Origin of the sequence: Streptomyces sp. NPDC047081, assembly GCF_040643775.1 — a bacterium.
Classification (GTDB): Bacteria; Actinomycetota; Actinomycetes; order Streptomycetales; family Streptomycetaceae; genus Streptomyces.
In genome coordinates this window covers 99,778-122,134 of the sequence record NZ_JBEYUY010000014.1, presented here as the reverse complement: position 1 = coordinate 122,134, position 22,357 = coordinate 99,778, and the positions used below count along the sequence as shown (strand labels likewise).

At 68.6% G+C, this 22,357-nt stretch carries 15 protein-coding genes; 11 read left to right on the top strand and 4 right to left on the bottom strand.

Annotated features, from left to right (window positions below; translation table 11 throughout):
* Positions 1 to 9 precede the first annotated feature (9 nt).
* Positions 10 to 696 (top strand): hypothetical protein, encoded by a 687-nt coding sequence (locus tag ABZ848_RS26360; RefSeq protein WP_360835798.1) that lies wholly within the window; start codon positions 10 to 12, stop codon positions 694 to 696.
* Complete coding sequence (locus tag ABZ848_RS26355) at positions 693 to 2,720, top strand: beta-galactosidase (protein ID WP_360835797.1); 2,028 nt, start codon at positions 693 to 695, stop codon at positions 2,718 to 2,720. Before ABZ848_RS26360 ends, ABZ848_RS26355 begins: the two co-directional genes overlap by 4 nt.
* Here ABZ848_RS26355 and ABZ848_RS26350 read toward each other — a convergent pair.
* Complete coding sequence (locus ABZ848_RS26350) at positions 2,714 to 4,669, bottom strand: alpha-glucuronidase (RefSeq protein WP_360835796.1); 1,956 nt, start codon at positions 4,667 to 4,669, stop codon at positions 2,714 to 2,716. The two genes, ABZ848_RS26355 and ABZ848_RS26350, sit on opposite strands and share 7 nt — an antisense overlap.
* Before the next feature lie 20 nt (positions 4,670 to 4,689).
* Positions 4,690 to 8,493: a GH92 family glycosyl hydrolase gene (locus ABZ848_RS26345; protein WP_360835795.1), complete on the bottom strand. Its 3,804-nt coding sequence runs from the start codon at positions 8,491 to 8,493 to the stop codon at positions 4,690 to 4,692.
* Between the two features lie 370 nt (positions 8,494 to 8,863).
* On the opposite strand from ABZ848_RS26345, the gene ngcE reads away from it, so the two are divergent.
* The 9 genes from ngcE (at position 8,864) to ABZ848_RS26300 (ending at position 20,944) form a co-directional block, all read left to right on the top strand.
* Positions 8,864 to 10,309, top strand: coding sequence for an N-acetylglucosamine/diacetylchitobiose ABC transporter substrate-binding protein (gene ngcE / locus ABZ848_RS26340; RefSeq protein WP_360835794.1), 1,446 nt, complete (start codon positions 8,864 to 8,866; stop codon positions 10,307 to 10,309).
* A gap of 67 nt (positions 10,310 to 10,376) precedes the next feature.
* Positions 10,377 to 11,312 (top strand): sugar ABC transporter permease, encoded by a 936-nt coding sequence (locus tag ABZ848_RS26335; protein WP_360835793.1) that lies wholly within the window; start codon positions 10,377 to 10,379, stop codon positions 11,310 to 11,312.
* A 15-nt stretch (positions 11,313 to 11,327) separates the two neighbouring features.
* Positions 11,328 to 12,263: a carbohydrate ABC transporter permease gene (locus tag ABZ848_RS26330; protein ID WP_360835792.1), complete on the top strand. Its 936-nt coding sequence runs from the start codon at positions 11,328 to 11,330 to the stop codon at positions 12,261 to 12,263.
* A gap of 196 nt (positions 12,264 to 12,459) precedes the next feature.
* Positions 12,460 to 13,659: an ROK family transcriptional regulator gene (locus tag ABZ848_RS26325; protein WP_360835791.1), complete on the top strand. Its 1,200-nt coding sequence runs from the start codon at positions 12,460 to 12,462 to the stop codon at positions 13,657 to 13,659.
* Between the two features lie 133 nt (positions 13,660 to 13,792).
* Positions 13,793 to 14,893 carry a substrate-binding domain-containing protein gene (locus tag ABZ848_RS26320; protein ID WP_360835889.1) on the top strand — a complete coding sequence of 367 codons (1,101 nt, stop codon included), beginning with the start codon at positions 13,793 to 13,795 and terminating at the stop codon, positions 14,891 to 14,893.
* Between the two features lie 186 nt (positions 14,894 to 15,079).
* The gene (locus tag ABZ848_RS26315; protein WP_242764582.1) at positions 15,080 to 15,880 is read left to right on the top strand and encodes an ATP-binding cassette domain-containing protein; all 801 of its coding nucleotides are present in this window, start codon (positions 15,080 to 15,082) and stop codon (positions 15,878 to 15,880) included.
* Entirely contained in the window at positions 15,877 to 17,172 is a 1,296-nt protein-coding gene (locus ABZ848_RS26310) for a sugar ABC transporter permease (RefSeq protein ID WP_360835790.1), read from the top strand. The genes ABZ848_RS26315 and ABZ848_RS26310 overlap by 4 nt, the downstream gene beginning before the upstream one ends.
* 190 nt (positions 17,173 to 17,362) lie before the next feature.
* Positions 17,363 to 19,282, top strand: a complete 1,920-nt coding sequence (dxs, locus tag ABZ848_RS26305) for a 1-deoxy-D-xylulose-5-phosphate synthase (RefSeq protein WP_360835789.1) — start codon at positions 17,363 to 17,365, stop codon at positions 19,280 to 19,282.
* A gap of 138 nt (positions 19,283 to 19,420) precedes the next feature.
* A complete protein-coding gene (locus tag ABZ848_RS26300) occupies positions 19,421 to 20,944 on the top strand; it encodes an amino acid permease (protein WP_360835788.1) in 1,524 nt (507 codons plus the stop codon).
* A 40-nt stretch (positions 20,945 to 20,984) separates the two neighbouring features.
* Here ABZ848_RS26300 and ABZ848_RS26295 read toward each other — a convergent pair whose 3' ends face one another.
* Both ABZ848_RS26295 and ABZ848_RS26290 read right to left on the bottom strand, forming a co-directional pair.
* Positions 20,985 to 21,359 carry an NTP pyrophosphohydrolase gene (locus ABZ848_RS26295; RefSeq protein WP_360835787.1) on the bottom strand — a complete coding sequence of 125 codons (375 nt, stop codon included), beginning with the start codon at positions 21,357 to 21,359 and terminating at the stop codon, positions 20,985 to 20,987.
* Positions 21,360 to 21,403: 44 nt separating this feature from the next.
* Positions 21,404 to 22,294, bottom strand: a complete 891-nt coding sequence (locus ABZ848_RS26290) for an NAD(P)-dependent oxidoreductase (RefSeq protein WP_360835786.1) — start codon at positions 22,292 to 22,294, stop codon at positions 21,404 to 21,406.
* Between the last annotated feature and the right edge of the window lie 63 nt (positions 22,295 to 22,357).

Sequence of the window (22,357 nt, the reverse complement as noted above, 5' to 3'; positions counted from 1 at the left end):
GGAGTTGCAATGAGCTCGCCCATGTCCTCGGCCCACTTCGGTGTCGGCCCCCTCTCCCGCGCCGCCGCCCTCGTCCATACCCTCCTCACCGTCGAAGCTCTCCTGCTGGCCGCCGCTTCCCCAGGGCTCGCGGCCCTCTTCCTCCTGGGCCCCGACCCCTCCAACCTCCCCCTCGCCGCCCTATGTCTGCTCCCCCTCGGCCCCGCCCTCTCCGCCGCGCTCTACGCCCTCCACCACCGCACCGCCGACCTCACCGACCTCCACCCGGCCCGCACCTACGCCCGAGGCTGGCGGCTCAACGCGCTCCCCGTCCTGAAGCTCTGGGCGCCCCTGCTCGGCTGGCTCACCCTCATCGGCTTCACACTCACCCACTTCTCCGCGACCGGTCTGCCCGGCTGGTGGGCGTTGCTGCTCGCGGTCATCGGGCTCGCCTCGCTCCTCTGGGGCGCCCACGCGCTCGTGCTCACGTCGCTCTTCACCTTCCGAGCCCGCGACACCGCCCGCCTCGCCGCGTACTTCCTCTTCCGGCACGGCCGGGCCACTCTCGCCGCGGCCTCGCTGCTCGTGCTGGCCGCCGGGCTCACCGCCCTGCGCACCGAGGCCCTGCCCGCCCTGCTAGCCGCCCCGCTGCTGCTGTCCCTGCTGCACGGCAGCCGGCCGGTGATCGCCGAGACCCAGGAGGACTTCACCGTATGACCCCGCGGACCCCCAAGATCCCGTACGGCGGCGACTACAACCCCGAGCAGTGGCCGGAGGAGGTCTGGGACGAGGATCACCGGCTGTTCACACGGGCCGGCATCGACACCCTCACCGTCGGCGTCTTCGCCTGGTCCCTTACCCAACCCGCCGAGGACACCTACGACTTCACCGTCCTCGACCGCATTCTCGACCGGGCCGCGGCCGAGGACAGGCGGGTCTGTCTGGCCACCGGCACGGCCGCCCTCCCGCCCTGGTTGGCCAAGACGTACCCAGAGGTCAACCGCACCGACTTCGAGGGCCGCCGGCACCGCTACGGCCAGCGCCACAACTTCTGCCCCAGCTCACCCGCGTACCGCCGCCTCTCCACCGCGATGGCCGAGCGCGTCGCCGAACGGTACGCCGAGCACCCGGCGTTGCTCGCCTGGCACATCAACAACGAGTACGGCGGCGCCTGTTACTGCGAGCTGTGCGCCGAGGCATTCCGGGACTGGCTGCGGCAGAAGTACGTCACCCTCGACGCCCTCAACGACGCCTGGTGGACAACGTTCTGGTCGCACCGCTACACCGACTGGGACCAGATCGAGCCCCCGAACGTCCTCACAGAACACTGGCGCGGCCCCGACCACACCGCCTTCCAGGGCCTCACCCTCGACTACTTCCGCTTCACCACCGACGCCCTGCTCGGCTGCTTCCTCGCCGAGAAGGAGGCGATCCGTCGATACGACGCGGACACGCCCGTCACCACCAACTTCATGGGCATGTTTCGCCCCCTCGACTACCACCGCTGGGCGCCCCACCTCGACTTCGCCTCCTGGGACAGCTACCCACCCCTCGACGCCCCGCCCACCTGGGCCGCCCTGGCCCACGACCTGATGAGGGGGCTGAAGGACGGCGCCCCTTTCTGGCTGATGGAACAGACCCCGTCGACCACGGCCTGCCGTGATGTCAACCCCCTGCGCAGGCCGGGGGAGTTGAGACTGGCCACGTTCCAGGCCATCGCCCACGGTGCCGACGCCGCCCTGTACTTCCAGATGCGTGCCTCGCGCGGTGCCTGCGAGAAGTACCACGGCGCGGTCATCGGGCACGCGGGCCGCGACGACACCCGCGTCTTCCGTGAAGTCGCCGACCTGGGAGGCGAGTTGGCCGCCCTCGGCGACGCGACCCTCGGCGCCCGCACCCCGGCCCGTACCGCCCTGCTCTTCGACTGGGACAGCTGGTGGGCCCTGGAGATCTCCGACGGCCCCTCCCGGCTGGTCAAGTACCAGGACGTCGTCCACGCCTACTACCGCGCCGCCCGCGAGGCCGGCGCCGACGTGGACGTGATCCCGCAGACCGCCGACCTCACCCCTTACGACGTCGTACTCGCCCCCGTCCTGCACATGGTCAAGGGCGACCTCGCCACCCGCCTCGAAGCCGTCGCGGCCCGCGGCGGCACCGTCCTGACCACCTTCCTCTCCGGCCGCGTCGACGAACACGACCGCGCCTTCCTCACCGACGTCCCCGGCCCGCTTGCCCCGCTCATGGGCGTCCGCGTCGACGAATGGGACGCGCGCGCACCGGAGTTCACCCAGACCGTCCCCGAACTCCCGGCCGAGGCGCACCTCGTCTTCGAGATCCTGCTCCCGCGCGGCGCCGAGCCGGTCGCCACGTACGGCAAGGACTTCTACGCCGGCACCCCCGCCGTGACCCGCCACGGCTTCGGCGAGAACGGGGGCGAGGCCTGGTACGTCGCCACAGCCCTCGGCCAGCCCGGCATCGACGAAATCACCCGCCGGATCCTCGCCCGCCACGGCCTGCTCGGCCCGTACGCCGACCACCCCACCGTCGAGACCGCGACCCGCGTCGCCCCAGACGGCACCCGCCTCCTCTTCCTCCTCAACCACGCCCAGGAACCAGCCCACTTGACGGCCCACACCACCGCCACGGACCTCCTGACCGGCAAAGGGACCGAGCCAGGCGCCCCCTTCACCCTCGACCCACTCGGAGTGGCCGTCCTGCGGCTTCAGGAACACCGTCAGTAGATGACCCGCCCCCGCTCGTCCGGCACCCCGGACTTCCGCAGGAAGTAACTGTTGATCTGATCGCGCCACTCACGGGCGCTCCGGAGCTGCTCCCCGAACAGCTCCGTCACCCGCGCGTGGCGCGCCGGCGTCAGCAGCCCCGCCAGCGACTCCCACACTCGCGCGGCCTCTTCCACCTCCTCGACACCCTCGAAGTGCGTGTCGTAGATGTGCTGGATCACGGTCTTCCCGCTCTTCAGCACCTGCCCGTACGGCACATGGTGGAAGAACAGCAGCAACTCGTCCGGGCAGGTCTCCACCGACTCGTACACCTCGGCCCACGGCTTCGCGTACTGCCCCGCGTATCCCGTCCCGCTCGCCACACTCCGGTCGACCCCGATGCCGTCCCGGTCGGCGAAGTGGTACGTCCCCCACGGGCTGTACTCGTACCCGTCCACGCTCGGCCCGTAGTGGTGCCCCGGCTGCACCATGAACCCGACCCCGAGTGGCGCGGTGTACTTCTCGTACGTCCGCCACGAGCCGTCAAGCACCGCGTGCAGCCCCGCCGCCGGCCCCGCCCCGAAGGTCAGGCCGATCCACTCGTCGAGGATCCCGACCGGATCGGCGTCCGGCTGCCAGGCGAGCCGGCCGAAGGTGTAGAGGTTGGCCTGGGCCAGCGGATGCCCCGTCCAGAAGGGGTCGTCGCCGACGTTGGACACGGCCACCAGCTCCTCGAAGCCCGGGCCCTCCTGACCCTCGACGAACCGGATGGCCTCGCTCCACATCGGCCCCAGCCAGCAGACATGCCGTTGCTGTCCGGTGTACTCCTGCGTGGCCTGGAGCTCCACCGCGAGAGTGGTATGTGACATAGCACTGATCAACGGCGACACCGGCTCCCGCACCTGGAAGTCCATCGGCCCGTGCTTCACCTGAAGCACCGCGTTCCCCGCGAACTCCCCGTCCAACGGCACGAAATGGTCGTACGCCGCCCGCGCCCGGTCCGTCGTCCGGTCCCGCCAGTCCTGCCGGTGGTCGTAGACGAAGGCCCGCCAGTGCACCGTGCCCCCGTACGGCTCCAGGGCCGCGGCCAGCATGTTCGCGCCGTCCGCATGCGTGCGCCCGTACGCGAACGGCCCCGGCTGCCCCTCCGAGTCGGCCTTGACCACGAACCCGCCGAAGTCCGGTATCGCCTCGTACGCCCGCGCGACCGCCCCGGCCCACCACTCCCGCACCCGCCCGTCCAGCGGATCGGCCGTCTCCAGTCCACCCAGCACGATTGGCGCGGCGAAGGTGACCGACAGATGCGTGCGGATCCCGTACGGCCTCAACGCCCGCGCGATGTCCGCCACTTCACCGATCCGGTCGGTGAGCAGCCGTGCCTCGGTCTCGTGGACGTTGACGTTGTTGACGGCCACGGCGTTGATCCCGCAGACCGCGAGCAGCCTGCCGTACGCCCGCACCCGCTCGAACTCCCCGCGAGCCCGTCCGTCGGCCCAGAACAGCGAACCGCCGGCGTACCCGCGCTCCACCTGCCCCATGACCGGGTGCACGGCCACGTTGTCCCAGTGGTCCAGCATGCGCACGCCCAACACCGGTGAGTGACGCGTCCGTTGGGTGTCCCCGCCGAACGCGTCCTCACCGAGCCGTACGACGTGGAAGAAGCCGTACAGCAGCCCCCGCTGCCCGGTCGCCGTCACCGTCGTACACCCGTCGGCGCGTTCGTACGCGAAGGCCTCCGACGAGTCGTCGCCGGTCAGCTCCAGCACCAGGTCGTACGGCCCGGGGGCCGCGTCGCGAACGACGCGGCCCCCGAACCTTGCGCAGGCCTCGGCCACTTCGCCGTGCACCGTCTCCACCAGTGGGCCCGATCCGCGGATCAGGGTCCGCCGGCTGCCGAGCGGCCGGAAGGCCGTGGGCGGCAGCCAGGCCGGGTCGACGCCCTCGGGCAGGACGGGCACGGGATGTGGCATGTGACCCCCAACTCGGCTGCTCAGGCGAGCAGTTCGACCTCCGACACCACCGCCTCACCGGTGAGGACGAGACGGTACTTCCCGTACGTACCCGGAGACCCCACGGTGAACGCCCGTGTCTGTCTGTCCCATGTGAAGGACTCGCCGGACCGCTGGTCCAGCGTCTTCCACGTGGTCCCGTCGTCCGAGCCCTGGAGCGTCCAGCCGGTCGGCGCCTTCGTGTGGTCCGTCGACGAAGTCACCGTGTACTGGAGGCCCTTGACCGGACCGGAGACCGGCAGGTCAACCGAGGTGACGGTCGCGTCCGTCGCCGAGGTGTTGTCGAACAGCGGCCCGTCGCCCTTCAGCACGTCCGCACGGGGCGTCGGCACCTTGTCGTCCTGGGTGATGGAGACCGGCGCCGCGTTCTTGCCGGAGCCCCACGCGGACGGCTTCGAGCCCATGTCGAAGTCGAGCACTCCGCCCTTCTCCAGGAGCGAGTGGGGCAGCGAAGTCGACGTCCAGGTACGGCCGTTGACCTTCAGGCCCTGCACGTAGACGTTCTTCGTGCTGTTCTTCGGCGCCTTGACGACCAGGTCCTGGCCGTTCTCCAGATGGACCGTCGCCTTCTTGAACAGGGGGGAGCCGATGGCGTACTCGCCGCTGCCCATCACCAGCGGGTAGAAGCCGAGCGCGGAGAAGAGGTACCAGGCCGACTGCTCGCCGTTGTCCTCGTCGCCGTGGTAGCCCTGCCCGATCTCGCTGCCGGTGTAGAGGCGGGAGAGCACCTCGCGGACGTTCTTCTGCGCCTTCCAGGGCTCGCCGGCCGCGTCGTACATGTAGTTGACGTGGTGGGCGACCTGGTTGGAGTGCCCGTACATGCCCAACCGGACGTCGCGGGCCTCGGTCATCTCGTGGATGACACCGCCGTACGAGCCGACGAAGTCGGGAGACGCGGTCTCCGGCGTGGCGAAGTACTCGTCGAGCTTGTCGCCGAGCGCCTTGCGGCCGCCGTAGAGGTTGGCGAGGCCGCGGCTGTCCTGCGGGGCGGTGAAGGCGTAGCCCCAGCCGTTGGTCTCCGTGTAGTCGTAACCCCACACGCGCGGGTCGTACTTGGCGGAGTCCACGCGCCAGTCGCCCTTGTCGTCCCTGCCCTGGAAGAACCCGGCCTTGGAGTCGAAGAGGTCGACGTAGTCCTGGGCGCGGTTGAGGAAGTACTCGGACTCCTCCTTGTAGCGCTTCTCGCCGGTCTTCTTGTAGAGCGCCTGGCCCATCCTGGCGATGCCGTAGTCGTTGACGTAGCCCTCCATCGCCCAGGAGAAGCCTTCGCCGGTGGACGTGGTGGTGTAGCCGAGGAACGGTGAGGTCGCCATGCCCTTGCGGCCCACGCCGGACTGCGGCGGCACGACGGTCGCGTTCTTCACGGCCGCGTCGTACGCCGCCTTCGCGTCGAACTTCACGCCCTTGACGTACGCGTCCGCGAACGCCACGTCCGAGGAGGTGCCGGTCATCAGGTCCGCGTAACCGGGGGAGGACCAGCGCGAGGTCCAGCCGCCGTCCTTGTACTGCTGCACGAACCCGTCGACCATCTCGCCCGCCTGAGAGGGCGTCAGGAAGGAGTACGCCGGCCAGGTGGTCCGATACGTGTCCCAGAAGCCGTTGTTGACGTACACCTTGCCGTCGACGATCTTCGCGCCGGTGTGGGTCGGGGTGTCCGGACCCGGCATCGGCGAGAACGGGGAGGCGTACTGGTACTTCGAACCGACCTTCTCGAAGCCGGAGTTGGGGTACAGGTACAGCCGGTACATGCTGGAGTACAGCGTGGTCAGCTGGTCCGGCGTCGCGCCCTCGACCTCGACCTTGCCGAGCAGTCTGTCCCAGGTGCGCTGGGCCTGCTTCTTGACCGTGTCGAAGGACGTGCCGTCCGGGATCTCCTGGCGGAGGTTGTCCTTGGCCTGGTCGACGCTGATGAGCGAGGTGGCCAGGCGCAGCGTGACGGTGTGGTCGGAGCCGGCGTCGAAGCGCAGATAGCCCTTGACCCCGCTGGAGGATCCGTCGGTCACCTTCTTGTCGAAGACGCCGTAGACGAAGAGCCGGGTGGCGCCCGTCGACAGCCCGGACTTCACGTCCGAGTAGCCGGTGACGATCCCGTTCTCCTTGTCGAGGGTGAGCCCGGCCTGCTCCGTCACGTTGTCGAACACGACACTCGCGTCGTCGCCGGGGTAGGTGAACCGGAGCGAGGCCGCGTGGTCGGTGGGCGCCATCTCGGCCTTGAGGCCGTTCTCGAACGTCACGCCGTAGTAGTACGGCCGCGCGGTCTCGTTCTCGTGCCGGAAGGCCAGCTCACGCGCCTCCCGCCCGGTGTCCGGCGCCCCCGCCGCGGCCGACGGCATCACCTGGAAGGTCTGCCGGTCGCCCATCCACGGGCTCGGCTCGTGGCTGGCGCTGAACGCCTGGATCGTCGGCAGGTTGTCGTCGTTGTTCGCGCGCGAGTAGTCGTACAGCCAGCTCAGCGAGCCGGCGTTGGTCACCGGCGTCCAGAAGTTGAAGCCGTGCGGTACGGCGGTCGCGGGGAAGTTGTTGCCGCGTGAGAAGGAGCCGCTGGAGTTGGTGCCGCGGGTCGTCAGCGCGTAGTCCGACAGATGGGCCTTCGGCTGTTCCGGCGCCACGCCCTTGATCGCGATGTCGTCCAGCCAGCCCCGGAACTTCGCCGGCCCCTTCGGGGAGTCGTACGCCACCAGGATCCGGTCGACGGTCTTGCCGGCCGCGACCGACCCGATCCGCGAGAGGACGTTGTTCCACTGGTTGACGTAGAGGATCTTCGCGGCCCCCTGCTCCTGCGGCGAAAGACCGAATCCGTGCTGGTCACTCGCGCCCAGGTCGCTGAGGTGGGTGCCGTCCGTGAAGGCCAGGTCCACCGACACGTTCGTGGCGTCGTAGTCACGGTCGCCGTCCGCCATCTGCGGATAGATCCGGTACGACAGCTGGGTGTCACGGCCGACGGCCACGTTCACGTCGAAGACCTTGTTGTACGAGTACGCCCGCCCGTCGGCGGTGTGCCGGCCGGCGTAACGCAGGGCACGCTTTCCGGTGAACCCGGCCGCCGCCTTGGCCGTGGGTGAGCCGCTCGGGCCGTGGTCGACCAGCGAGAGCATGTCCTGCGGGACCGGGCCGCCGCTGCCGCCCGTGGAGAACTGCACGTCGGCGATCTGCAGGATGTCCGAGGCGCCGTTGTTCTTCGTCACGTCCAGGCGGAAGTGCTGGTACTCGGCCGGTGCGGCGAGGTCGTACGACTTCGTCTGGAACCGTTCGGAGAAGGTCTCCCCGGAGCGGGTGTCGACGGTCTTCCAGTCCTTGCCGTCGGTGGAGCCCTGCAGGGTCCAGTCCTTGGGGTCGCGCTCCTCGAAGTCGTTCGCGGACGTGATCGCGTACGTCACGATCTTCATCGGCTTGTCGAGGTCGAACTCGACCCAGCCGGTGGGCTCGAAGGTCAGCCACTTGGTGCCCGACTCACCGTCGACGAGGTTCTCCTTGACCTCGCCGCCGCCCGTGTTCTCGCTGCTCGCCCTCAGGTCGGTGATGTGGTCGTTCACATTGCCCGGGATGCCGCTGCTGTAGCCGCCGTCGACGCCGGAGGCCCGCTTGCCGCCGTCGGCTCCCGTGTCGACCGTGTTCAGCCAGTCCGGCGCCGGATCACCCGACTCGAACGAGGACGAGAACTGCTCGTCGGCCCTGGCCGCGGCCGCCGGCAGGGCGACCGCCGCACCCTGCGTCCCCACCGCCATGACAAAGGCGGCCGTGAGCACGACCGCCGGACCCCATCTGTGCCGAGCTCTGTGTCGCATTGACCCGGACCCTCCCTGCAGCTCAATCGGACAACGTTGTCAACTTCGAGGTGCAGTGACCAGTAGTGGGTCAAGTGGTCAGTGATGTCAAGGGTGTTGAGTGTGGCATTCGGGGCCTATGTCGCGGATTTTTCCGGCAAGCGGTACACAGGGCGCTCATATTTCCGCGAGGTCTCAACTCGGAAAAGACCAACGACCAACCTTGCATTCGATCTTGCTCCGTTGGCGGGAAGTGGACTATACCTGTCGGCGATTCACACGATCTGTACGGCATGATTCGCACTTCCTGCACGACCCTGCTTGACCTGACCGCGGTGCCCGGGAGGATCCGGTTCACCGCCTGAGTCCTGGAGAAGGCGAGGACTTGAGCATGGGATCCACTTCCGCCGAGAACGACGGCACCGCCGGTGTCGGCCGCCGCGATCTGATCAAGCGTTCGGCCGCCCTCGGCCTGATCGCCGTACCCACGATGAGTTTCCTGTCGGCGTGTGCCAGCGGCGGCGGAGACGACAACTCCGGCGACAACAACCAGGGGAAGACCTCCAAGTCGAACCCCTTCGGTGTGGAGAAGGGCGGCAAGCTCGACGTCGTCGTCTTCAAGGGCGGATACGGCGACGACTACGCCAAGGCGTGGGAGGCCAGCTTCCAGAAGAAGTGGAACATCACTTCCACCCACACCGGCACCCAGGAGATCACCGGCAAGCTCCAGCCCCGCTTCAACGCGGGCAACCCGCCGGACATCGTCGACGACTCCGGCGCCCAGCAGATCAAGATCGACGTCCTGTACAAGAACGGCCAGCTGCTGGACCTGTCCTCGGTCCTGGACGCCCCGGCGATCGACGACCCGAGCAAGAAGGTCCGCGACCTCATCATCCCGGGCACGCTCGACGCGGGCATGCAGGAGGGCAAGACCGTAGCCCTCAACTACATCTACACGGTGTGGGGCCTGTGGTACTCCGGCAAGCTCTTCAAGGAGAAGGGCTGGGAGGAGCCCAAGACCTGGGCCGACTTCATCAAGGTCTGTCAGGCCGCGAAGAAGGAGGGCATCGGCGGTCTCGCCCACCAGGGCAAGTACCCGTACTACATCAACGTCGCCATCATGGACCTGATCGCCAAGACCGGTGGTCTGGACGCCATGAAGGCGATCGACAACCTCGACCCCAAGGCGTTCGTCGGCTCCGACGCGGCGCAGGCGGGCGTCGAGGCGATCTACGAGGTGGTGGAGAAGGGCCTGCTCATGCCGGGCACCAACGGCCTCACCCACACCGAGTCGCAGACCCGCTGGAACCAGTACAAGGCCGCCTTCATCACCTGCGGTTCCTGGCTGGAGAACGAGCAGCTCAAGCAGACGCCGTCCGACTTCGACATGAAGTTCATGCCGATGCCCCTGCTGCCGGACAGCAAGCTGCCCTTCGAGGCGATCCGGGCCGGCTCCGGCGAGCCCTTCATCATCCCGGCGAAGGCCAAGAACCTGCCCGCGGCCAAGGAGTTCATGCGCAGCATGCTCTCCAAGGAGTGGTCGACGCTGTTCGCCAAGGAGGCCAACTCCCTCACCATCCTCAAGGACGGCGTCGACCCCAGCGTCAAGCTGCGGCCCGGCACCCAGTCCACGGTCGAGGCGTCCAAGGCGGCCGGTGACAACACCTTCCGGTACCTCTACCTGGAGTGGTACAGCGAGATGGACACCGCCATCCAGGCGGCCTCCAACGAGCTGATGTCCAAGCGCATCCAGCCGAAGGAGTGGCTCAAGCGGTGCCAGGCCGCGGTCGACAAGCAGGCCAAGGACCCGGCCTCCAAGAAGAACCACCGGGACTGACCGCAACGCCGATTCCCGGGCCGGAGCGCTCCGGCCCGGGGGAGGACCCCAGGGGCAGGAAACGCCAATGCGCAAAGGGCAGTACAGGTTCGTCGCGGGATTTCTCTTCGTTCCCGTGGCGCTCTATCTGATCTTCGTGATCTGGCCGTACATCCAGACGTTCGGCTATTCGCTGACCGACTGGAAGGGACAGTCGCAGACCTTCAAGTTCGTCGGCCTGGACAACTACAAGGCGCTGTTCCAGGACGACGTCTTCATGGAGGCCATCTGGCACAACATCCTGTTCCTGATCTTCATCCCGGTGATCACCATCCTGCTCGCGCTGTTCTTCGCGTTCATGGTGAACGCGGGCGGGCGCAGCAAAGCCGGCGGAGTGCAGGGCGTCGCCGGATCGAAGTTCTACAAAATCATCTACTTCTTTCCGCAGGTGCTGTCCCTGGCGATTGTGGCGGTGCTGTTCAACGCGGTGTACCGCAGTGACGGCGGCGGTCTGCTGAACGGTTTCCTGATCAAACTGCACCTGGTCGACGCCAACAATCCCGTGGAATGGCTGAACGAGCCGAACATGGTGCTGTGGGCGCTGATGGCCGCCGTGGTCTGGCACGGCGTCGGCTTCTACCTGGTGCTGTTCTCGGCCGCGATGCAGTCCATCCCGAGGGACATCTACGAGGCCGCCCTCATCGACGGCGCCGGCCGCAACCAGTCCTTCTTCCGCATCACCCTGCCGCTGCTGTGGGACACCGTGCAGACCGCCTGGGTGTATCTCGGCATCGTCGCGATGGACATGTTCGTCCTGGTCTCCTCGATGACCGCGAGCATGGGCGCGTACGGCGGCGGCCCCGACCACCACAGCGACGTCATGTCGACGGTGATGATGCGCAACTTCCAGTACTTCGGCAAGAGCGGATACGCCTGCGCCATGGGCGTCGTCATGCTGCTGCTCACCCTGGTCCTGTCCGTGGTCATGCTGCGTGTCACCCGCCGCGACCGTGTCGAGTTCTGAGCGGGAGATACGACGATGAGCGCACCCCTCAAGGAGACCGCCGCCCAGGGCGGCACCATTCCGCCCCAGCCGAGCGTCACCAAGGCGCCGCCCCGCCCCGGCGACCGGCGCGGCGAGGGCGTCGTACTGAACGTCTTCTCGCACGGCTTCCTCGCCCTGTGGGCCCTGCTGATCGTGCTGCCGCTGCTGTGGCTGGTGATCAGCTCCTTCAAGACCGACGCCCAGATCGGCGGCTCCGCCTTCGGCTGGCCCGAGAACTGGACCTTCGACGTCTTCCACCGAGCCTGGAACAAGGGCATCGGCGACTACTTCCTGAACACCGTGATCGTCCTGGTGTTCTCGGTGCCGCTGACGATGCTGTTCGGCTCGATGGCCGCCTACGTGCTGGCCCGGTACCAGTTCTGGGGCAACCGGCTGCTGTACTACTTCTTCGTCGCCGGCGCGATGTTCCCGGTGTTCCTCGCCCTCGTCCCGCTGTTCTTCATGGTCAAGCGGCTGGACATGCTGAACACCTACCAGGGCCTGATCCTGGTCTACATCGCCTACTCGATGCCGTTCACGGTGTTCTTCATGCACGCCTTCTTCCGGACCCTGCCCACGGCGGTCTTCGAGGCGGCGGTCCTGGACGGCGCCTCGCACACCCGGACCTTCTTCCAGGTGATGCTGCCGATGGCGAAGCCGGGCCTGATCAGCGTCGGGATCTTCAACACGCTCGGTCAGTGGAACCAGTTCATCCTGCCCACGGTCCTGATGCAGCCGCAGAGCGGCGGCGATCCCGAGCGGTACGTCCTCACCCAGGGCCTCATCCAGCTGCAACAGCAGCAGGGCTACGCCTCCGACCTGCCGGTCCTCTTCGCCGGCGTGACCATCGCGATGATCCCGATGCTGGTGGTCTACCTGTCCTTCCAGCGCCAGGTGCAGGCGGGCCTGACCTCGGCGACCCTCAAGTAGCCGGGAGCCCGCCTTCGCGCGGCGCCCATGAGCGCGCCGTCCCCGGACCCGGGGGCGGCGCGCTCATATGTGCGTCCATCCACCCGGATACGGTTCAACCTCTTGACGGGAGGCAACCCGAACGGCTCAGCTTAGAGTTCACTAGTTGGACATAGACGGGGCCTCACCGATGCGGTCCCGTGCGCAGGAGGTCGTCGTGGAGACTCCGGGGTCGCAGTCGTCACTGCACCGAGCCAACCTGGAGCGGGTCGTACGGGCCGTCCGGCTGGCCGGGTCCCTCACGCAGGCGGAGATCGCGAGGACCACGGGGCTGTCCGCGGCGACGGTCTCCAACATCGTCCGCGAGCTCAAGGACGGCGGAACGGTTGAGGTCACGCCCACTTCGGCGGGCGGCCGCAGGGCCCGCAGCGTCTCGCTCAGCGGCGACGCGGGCATCGTCATCGGCGTCGACTTCGGGCACACCCACCTGCGCGTCGCGGTCGGCAACCTCGCCCACCAGGTGCTGGCCGAGGAGTCCGAGCCGCTGGACGTGGACGCCTCCTCGACGCAGGGCTTCGACCGGGCCGAGGAGCTGGTCAATCGCCTGATCAGCGCAACGGGCGTCGACCGGTCGAAGATCGCCGGAGTGGGCCTGGGCGTACCGGGTCCGATCGACGTGGAGTCCGGCACCCTGGGCTCGACCGCGATCCTGCCCGGCTGGACCGGCACCAGGCCCGCCGAGGAGCTGCGGGGGCGGCTCGGCGTGCCGGTGCACGTGGACAACGACGCCAACCTCGGCGCCCTCGGTGAGCTGGTGTGGGGCAGCGGCAGAGGCGTCCGTGATCTTGCTTACATCAAGGTGGCCAGCGGTGTCGGCGCCGGCCTGGTGATCGACGGGAAGATCTACCGCGGCCCAGGTGGCACAGCGGGAGAAATCGGTCATATTACTCTTGATGAATCCGGCCCCGTCTGCCGCTGTGGAAACCGGGGCTGCCTGGAGACCTTCGCGGCGGCGCGCTATGTGCTTCCGCTCCTCCAGTCCAGCCACGGCACCGACCTGACGATGGAAGGCGTCGTGCGGCTGGCCAGGGACGGAGACCCGGGCTGTCGTCGGGTGATCGCCGACGTCGGCCGACACATCGGCAGTGGAGTGGCCAATCTCTGCAATCTGCTGAACCCGAGCCGGGTGGTCCTGGGCGGTGATCTCGCCGAGGCCGGTGAGCTGGTGCTCGGGCCGATCAGGGAGTCCGTCGGCCGCTACGCCATCCCCAGCGCGGCGCGTCAACTCTCCGTTCTCCCGGGGGCACTTGGGGGCCGTGCGGAGGTGCTCGGAGCGCTCGCTCTCGCGTTGAGCGAGATGGGCGATTCGACCCTTTTGGACGGCACGCTGGCTACCGCCACCCCTGCCTTCACTTAGAGAACGGATGGCACCGTTGCCATCTCGTTAAGGATTTACTTCTTGACGTCGCACGTGTGGCCGAGTTGACTTCCAGCCACCTCGGCCGCAACGTCGCGGCCTCGTCAGGGAGGTTTCTGAAGTGAACACGCGTATGCGTCGTGCCGCGTTCGCCGTTGCCGCTGGTGCGATGGCTGTTTCCCTCGCCGCCTGTGGCTCCGCGAAGGAGTCCGGCGACAAGGCCGAGTCCTCCGGCTCCGCCGCGAAGGGCGACAACATCAAGGTCGGTCTGCTCCTGCCGGAGAACAAGACCGCGCGCTACGAGAAGTTCGACCGTCCGCTGATCGAGAAGAAGATCAAGGAACTGACGAACAACAAGGCGACGATCCAGTACAACAACGCTCGCCAGGACGCCAGCCTCCAGGCCCAGCAGGTCGACACGATGATCACCAACAAGGTGGACGTGCTCATCCTGGACGCCGTGGACGCCAAGGCCATCCAGAACTCGGTCCAGAAGGCCAAGGACGCCGGCATCAAGGTCGTCGCCTACGACCGCCTCGCCGAGGGCCCGATCAGCGCCTACACCTCCTTCGACAACGAGGAGGTCGGCAAGACGCAGGGTGAGGCCCTGCTGACAGCCCTGGGCTCGAAGGCCACCAAGTCCTCCAAGATCGTCATGATCAACGGCTCGGTCACCGACCCGAACGCCGCCCAGTTCAAGAAGGGCGCGCACTCCGTCCTCGACGGCAAGGTCACCATCGCCAAGGAGTACGACACCAAGGAGTGGTCGCCGGACAACGCCAACTCCGAGATGGAGGCCGCGATCTCCGCGGTCGGCGCCAAGAACATCGCGGGCGTCTACTCCGCCAACGACGGCATGGCCGGCGGTATCATCACCGCCCTCAAGGCGGCCGGCATCTCCGTCCCGGTCACCGGCCAGGACGCCGAGCTCGCCGGTGTGCAGCGCATCGTCGCCGGCACGCAGTACATGAGCGTCTACAAGCCGTACGCCCCGGAGGCCGACGCGGCCGCCGAGATGGCCGTGGCGCTCGCCAAGGGCACGAGCCTGGACTCCATCGCCAAGGACAAGGTCTCCAGCGGCTCCGCCACCGACGTCCCGTCCGTCCTGGTCCCGGTCCAGTCCCTGACCAAGGACAACATCAACGACACCGTCATCAAGGACGGCGTCTACACCGCTGCCGACATCTGCACCTCCGCCTACAAGGCGGCCTGCGACAAGCTCGGCATCAAGTAAGCAGCGACGCGTCCCTTCCCAGGTAGGGGAATTCGCCTTTGAATTCCCCTACGGGACGCCCGCTCCGAAGGCTCCTCCGGCGCCCCGCGCATCAAACAGCCCCGCAAGCTAGCTGCGGGGCGCCGGACGGAAACACCCCCCGATTCTTTTCTGCACTACCTTCCGCCGGGTCAGGCGGCGAAGGAGATGGTTCACGTGTCCGCTACGCCCGTGCTGGCGTTGCGCGGGGTCTCCAAGCGGTTCGGTGCCGTTCAGGCGCTCACCGACGTAGAGCTTGAGGTCCACGCCGGTGAAGTGGTCGCCCTGGTGGGCGACAACGGCGCCGGAAAGTCCACGCTGGTGAAGACGATCGCCGGCGTGCACCCCATCGATGAGGGCGTCATCGAATGGGACGGCAAGGCCGTCCAGATCAACCGGCCGCACGACGCCCAGGCCCTGGGCATCGCGACCGTCTACCAGGACCTCGCGCTGTGCGACAACATCGACGTCGTCGGCAACCTGTTCCTCGGCCGCGAACTGCGGAAGTGGGGCGTCCTCGACGAGGTCGAGATGGAGCGCCGCTCCCAGGAACTCCTGCGGACGCTGTCCATCCGCATCCCCAGCGTGCGCATCCCGATCGCCTCGCTCTCCGGCGGTCAGCGCCAGACCGTGGCCATCGCCCGCTCCATGCTCGGCGAGCCCAAGCTGGTCATCCTCGACGAGCCCACCGCCGCCCTCGGCGTCGAGCAGACCGCCCAGGTCCTCGACCTGGTCGAGCGGCTGCGCGAGCGCGGCCACGCGGTCATCCTCATCAGCCACAACATGGCCGACGTGAAGGCCGTGGCCGACAAGGTCGCGGTGCTGCGCCTGGGCCAGAACAACGGCGTCTTCGAGGTCAAGACGACCTCGCAGGAGGAGATCATCTCCGCCATCACCGGCGCCACCGACAACGCGGTCACCCGCCGTGCGGCCCGCACGACCAGCACGAACGGGGAGGTTTCCAAGTGAGCATCGACAAGACCTCCGCGACACCGCAGGACGAGCACGCCGTCGAGAACCCCGAGGCCGCCGCCGCCGCGGTGACCGCGGTCGACCCGCGCCTCCTCGTCCGCGAGCAGGGCCTCACGGGCTACATCGGCGAGTTCAAGCGCAAGATGAAGACCGGTGAACTGGGCTCCCTCCCGGTCATCATCGGCCTGATCGCCATCTGCGTGATCTTCCAGTCGCTGAACTCCAACTTCCTGTCCGCGCAGAACCTGAGCGACATCACCGTCACGATGGTCGGCACGGGCATGATCTCCGTCGGCATCGTCTTCGTGCTGCTGCTCGGCGAGATCGACCTGTCGGTCGGCTCCGTCAGCGGCGCGGCAAGTGCCCTGGCGGCCGTTCTCGCGGTCAACCAGGGCTGGCCCGAGTGGGCGGCCGTACTCGTCGCGATCGCCGCCGGTGCGGCCATCGGCGCGGCCCACGGCTTCTTCTTCGCGGTGCTCGGCGCCCCCGCCTTCGCCGTGACCCTGGCCGGTCTGCTCTTCTGGCTCGGCTTCATGCTCAAGGTGCTCGGCGAGAACGGCACGATCAACCTCGACAGCGACGGTCTGATCGGCAAGCTCACCACGTACTTCTTCGCGGACGTGGCCGTCGCCTACGGCCTCGCGGTCCTCGTCGTCGCGGTGTTCTTCATCAGCTCGTTCCTCGGCAACCGGCGCCGTGAGGCCGCGGGCGTCCCGTCCCGGCCGCTGAGCGACACCATCCTGCGTACGGTGCTGCTCGCCGTGGTCTCCTTCGCGGCGGCCGCGATGTACAACCAGTACAAGGGCCTGCCGCTGGCCACGGTGATCTTCCTCGTGTTCCTGATCGGCACGGACTTCCTGCTCCGCCGTACCTCCTACGGCCGCAAGATCTTCGCGCTCGGCGGCAGCGTCGAGGCCTCGCGCCGTGCGGGCATCAACGTCACCGCGGTCCGGATCTCGGTCTTCGCGATCTCCGGCGGCTTCGCGGCGATCGGCGGTCTGTTCCTGGCCTCGAAGATCGCCTCCGCCAACCAGAGCGCCGGTACCGGCGACCTGCTGATGAACGCGATCGCCGCGGCCGTCATCGGCGGTACCTCGCTGTTCGGTGGCCGCGGCCGCACCTGGAACGCCCTGCTGGGTGTCCTGGTGATCGTGTCCATCCAGTACGGCCTCCAGCTGGAGTCCATCGCCGAGCCGGTGAAGTACATGATCACCGCGGCGGTGCTGCTGACCACGGTGGTCATCGACTCCATCACCCGCAAGACGCAGAAGACGGCCGGACGCGCGTAACGGCCCGCGAAACCCTGTGCCCGGCACCAACGGCGGTGCCGGGCACAGTCATGTCATAGGCAGGGTCGATCATGGGTACAGCCGATCGCGTGACGTATCCCCCACCGCCCGGGCGCCGCGCGCAAAGGCGGAACATTAGACTCGACAAGCCCGGCAACAGCTCGATCAGCTCTACTGCAAGGAGGCACGGGTGCCGCTGCTGACCCGCATCAGGGGACCGCGCGATCTTGACCGGCTCAGCCCGGAGCAGCTGGACCAGCTGGCTCAGGAGATCCGGACCTTCCTCGTCGACGCGGTCTCCAAGACCGGCGGCCACCTCGGCCCGAACCTCGGTGTGGTCGAGCTGACCATCGCCCTGCACCGTGTCTTCGACTCCCCGAAGGACCGGGTCCTGTGGGACACCGGCCACCAGTCCTACGTGCACAAGCTGCTCACCGGCCGCCAGGACTTCTCCAAGCTGAAGCAGAAGGGCGGCCTGTCCGGCTACCCCTCGCAGGCCGAGTCCGAGCACGACGTCATCGAGAACAGCCACGCCTCCACGGTCCTCGGCTGGGCCGACGGCCTCGCGAAGGCCAACCAGATCCTCGAACGCGACGACCACGTGGTCGCCGTGATCGGTGACGGCGCCCTGACCGGCGGTATGGCCTGGGAGGCGCTGAACAACATCGCCGACGCCAAGGACCGCCCCCTCGTCATCGTCGTCAACGACAACGAGCGCTCGTACGCGCCGACCATCGGCGGCCTCGCGAACCACCTGGCGACCCTGCGCACCACCGACGGCTACGAGCGCTTCCTGGCCCGCGGCAAGGACCTCCTGGAGCGCACCCCGGTCGTCGGCAAGCCCCTCTACGAGACCCTCCACGGCGCCAAGAAGGGCCTCAAGGACTTCATCGCCCCGCAGGGCATGTTCGAGGACCTCGGCCTCAAGTACGTCGGCCCGATCGACGGCCACGACATCGAGGCCCTGGAGTCGGCGCTCGCCCGCGCCAAGCGCTTCGGCGGCCCGGTCATCGTGCACTGCCTCACCGAGAAGGGCCGCGGCTACCAGCCCGCCCTCCAGGACGAGGCCGACCGCTTCCACGGCATCGGTCCCATCCACCCCGACACCGGCCTGCCCATCAAGGCCTCCGGCGCCGACTGGACCTCCGTCTTCGGCGACGAGATGGTCCAGCTCGGCAAGGAGCGCGAGGACATCGTCGCCATCACGGCCGCGATGCTCCAGCCGGTCGGCCTGAAGAAGTTCGCCGACGCCTTCCCCGAGCGGATCTACGACGTCGGCATCGCCGAGCAGCACGGCGCCGTCTCCGCGGCCGGCCTCGCCACCGGCGGACTGCACCCCGTCTTCGCCGTCTACGCCACCTTCCTCAACCGCGCCTTCGACCAGGTCCTGATGGACGTGGCCCTGCACAAGTGCGGTGTCACCTTCGTCCTCGACCGGGCCGGCGTCACCGGCACCGACGGCGCCTCCCACAACGGCATGTGGGACATGTCGATCCTCCAGGTCGTCCCCGGCCTCAGACTCGCCGCCCCGCGCGACGCCGACCAGGTCCGCGCCCAGCTCCGCGAGGCCGTCCAGGTCAAGGACGCGCCGACCGTCGTCCGCTTCTCCAAGGGCGCCGTCGGCCCCGCCGTACCCGCCGTGGGCCGCGTCGGCGGCATGGACGTACTGCGCGAGCCCGGCACCGACACCCCGGACGTGCTCCTCGTCTCCGTCGGCGCCCTCGCCCCCATGTGCCTGGAGATCGCCGACCTCCTCGACAAGCAGGGCATCTCCACCACCGTCGTCGACCCGCGCTGGGTCAAGCCGGTCGACGAGGCCATGGCCCCCCTTGCGGAGCGGCACCGGGTGGTCGTCACCGTCGAGGACAACTCCCGCGTCGGCGGCGTCGGTTCGGCGATCGCCCAGGCCCTGCGCGACGCGGGCGTGGACGTACCGCTGCGCGACTTCGGCATCCCGCCGCGCTTCCTCGACCACGCCTCCCGCGCCGAGGTGATGGCGGAGATCGGGCTCACCGCCCCCGACATCGCCCGCCAGGTCACCGGCCTCGTCTCCAAGCTGGACGGCCGGTTCGACCGCGCCGCGGCCGAGGTCGAGCCCGCCCGGGACTGACACCGCCGAAAGGACCCCTTGAACCACCCGCCGTGGTGGTGAAAGGGGTCCTTTCGCGTGAATCCGCTCGCGCCGGGGCATACGCACTACGCCCCCTCTCGATCATGTCGAGGACGACACAGCGTGGGAGGTACGCCCGTGAGCAGCACACTCTTCAGGACGAAGAAGGTCGAGCAGTCCATCCTCGATACCGAGGAGCCGGAACACGCGCTCAAGAAATCCCTGTCCGCGCTCGATCTGACCGTCTTCGGCGTCGGCGTCATCATCGGCACCGGCATCTTCGTCCTCACCGGCACGGTGGCGAAGAACAACGCCGGACCCTCCGTCGCCCTCGCCTTCGTCGTGGCCGGCGTCGTCTGCGCGCTCGCCGCGCTCTGCTACGCCGAGTTCGCCTCCACCGTCCCGGTGGCCGGCTCGGCGTACACCTTCTCGTACGCCTCCCTGGGCGAACTGCCCGCCTGGATCATCGGCTGGGACCTGGTCCTGGAGTTCGCGCTCGGCACGGCGGTGGTCGCCGTCGGCTGGTCCGGCTACATCGCCTCGCTGCTGGACAACGCGGGCTGGCATCTGCCCGAGGCGCTCAGCGGGCGTGAGGGTGCGAGCGGGTTCGGCTTCGACATCCTCGCCGCCGCGCTCGTCCTCGTCCTCACCGGCATCCTCGTACTCGGCATGAAGCTCTCCGCGCGGATCACCTCGCTCGTCGTCGCCATCAAGGTGACCGTCGTCCTCATCGTGATCATCGCGGGCGCCTTCTTCATCAAGGCCGACAACTACAAGCCGTTCATCCCGAAGGCGCAGACGGTCGAGGCGGGCGGGAGCCTCAAGGCCCCGCTGATCCAGCTGATGTTCGGCTGGGCGCCGTCCAACTTCGGTGTGCTGGGCATCTTCACCGCCGCGTCCGTCGTCTTCTTCGCCTTCATCGGCTTCGACGTCGTGGCCACCGCCGCCGAGGAGACCAAGAACCCGCAGCGCGACATGCCCCGCGGCATCCTCGGCTCGCTCCTCATCTGCACCACGCTCTACGTCGCCGTGTCGATCGTCGTGACCGGCATGCAGAAGTACACCCAGCTCTCCGTGGACGCACCGCTCGCCGACGCGTTCAAGGCCATCGGACACCCCTGGTACGCGGGCGTGATCAGCTTCGGTGCCGCCGTCGGACTGACCACGGTCTGCATGATCCTGCTCCTCGGCCAGACCCGGGTCTTCTTCGCGATGAGCCGAGACGGCCTCCTCCCGCGCTTCTTCTCGCACGTCCACCCGCGCTTCAAGACCCCGCACCGCCCGACCATCCTGCTCGGCGTCATCATCGCGATCGTCGCGGGCTTCACCAGCCTCAGCGAACTCGCGGAACTCGTGAACATCGGCACGCTGTTCGCGTTCATCGTGGTCGCGCTCGGCGTGATCATCCTCCGCAACACCCGCCCCGACCTGCACCGCTCCTTCCGTACCCCGCTGGTGCCGTTCCTGCCGATCGTCTCGGTGCTGGCCTCCCTCTGGCTGATGCTCAACCTCCCCGCCGAGACCTGGCTGCGCTTCGGCATCTGGATGGTCATCGGCTTCGTCGTCTACTTCCTCTACGGCCGCACCCACAGCCGCCTCGCCCGCGGCGAAGAGACCCGCGTGGGCGAGGTCCTCAAGCCCCCGGGCCGCGACGAGCAGTAGCCGACTGCCTTGATACGACGGCCCCGTACTGTACGTGCGCCTAGGCGGGCCGGACCGAGCGCGGCCCGGTGACCTCCGCGCCCAACTCCGTGACCCTGCGCCGGAGTTCACGGTCCGCGGTCACCACGAGCACGGACCGGCCCGCCGCGCCCGCCACCAGCTCGACCATGTGGTCGTCCCCGCTGCCCGCCGCCGACTCCACCCGCACGCCGGGCACCGCTTCCACCCCGCGCGCCGCCCCCTCGACCACGAGCACGATCTCCACGGGCCCGGCATGCCCCGGCAGCCCGTCCGCCGCGAGCCGGTCACGAAGCCGCTCCGCGGCCCCCCGCCGATCCCGCCACCACCCGTCGGGCACCGACCCGACAACATTGGCACCGTCGACGATCACGAGCAGGGGGTCGCTCTCATTCATGCGGAAAGGTTCGCACAGCCGGCGACCCGCCTCCGCCGCCTCCCTCAGCCCGCCGGCTTCTCCTCGAAGCTCGCGAAGTACGCGGCGGCCATGTCCTCGGCCCCGTGTCCCTGTGCCGCCGCCCGTTCCAGGCGCTCCGCGCTCGCCTCCGCCACGTCCAGCCGTACGCCGTTCTCGCGCCCGGCCTCGACGATCAGGCGGGCGTCCTTCGCGGCCGTGGTCACCGCGAAGGACGCGGGGGAGAGGCGGCCGTCGAGGATCAGGCCCGCCTTGGCCTTGAGGTAGCCCATGTCGAGCGGGCCGCCGGCGATGAGGTCGAAGAAGTTCTGCGGGTCGACGTCGAGGGCCTTGGACAGGGCCAGGACCTCCCCGGTCGCGGCGGTCGCGGCGAGCACCCAGCTGTTGGCCACGAGCTTCAGCCGCGTCGCAGTCGCCGCGGCCCCGTCCTCGCCGGTCCACAGCGTCCGCGCGCCGACCGCGTCGAACACCGGCTCCACCGTCGCCCGCCCCTCGGCCGGCCCGGCGGCCAGCACCGTCAACTGCCCGGCCTCCGCGGGCTGCCGGGTACCGAGCACGGGGGCGTCGTAGAAGAGCAGCCCGTGCTCCTCGGCGAACGCGGCCAGTTCCGGGACCGCCTCGATGCCGGCGGTCGTGGACTGCACCCACGCGACCCCGGGACGCAGCGCGGAGGCGGCCTCGCGCATGACCTCCAGGGCGGCGGGACCGTCGTACAGGATGGTCAGGACGACGTCGGCGCCCCGGACGGCCTCGGCGGGGGTGTCGGTGACGTGGGCGCCGTCGGCGGTGAGCGGTTCGGCCTTGGCGCGGGTGCGGTTCCAAGCGCGGACGGTGTGTCCGGCGCGGGCGAGGTTACGGGCCATGGCGGCGCCCATGATGCCCGTGCCGAGGACGCTCACGGTGAGCTTGTCGGTCATGAGGTCGGCTTCCTTGTCGCTTCCGATGCGGTGGTTGCTGACCACCAGCCTGCCCCCTGCACA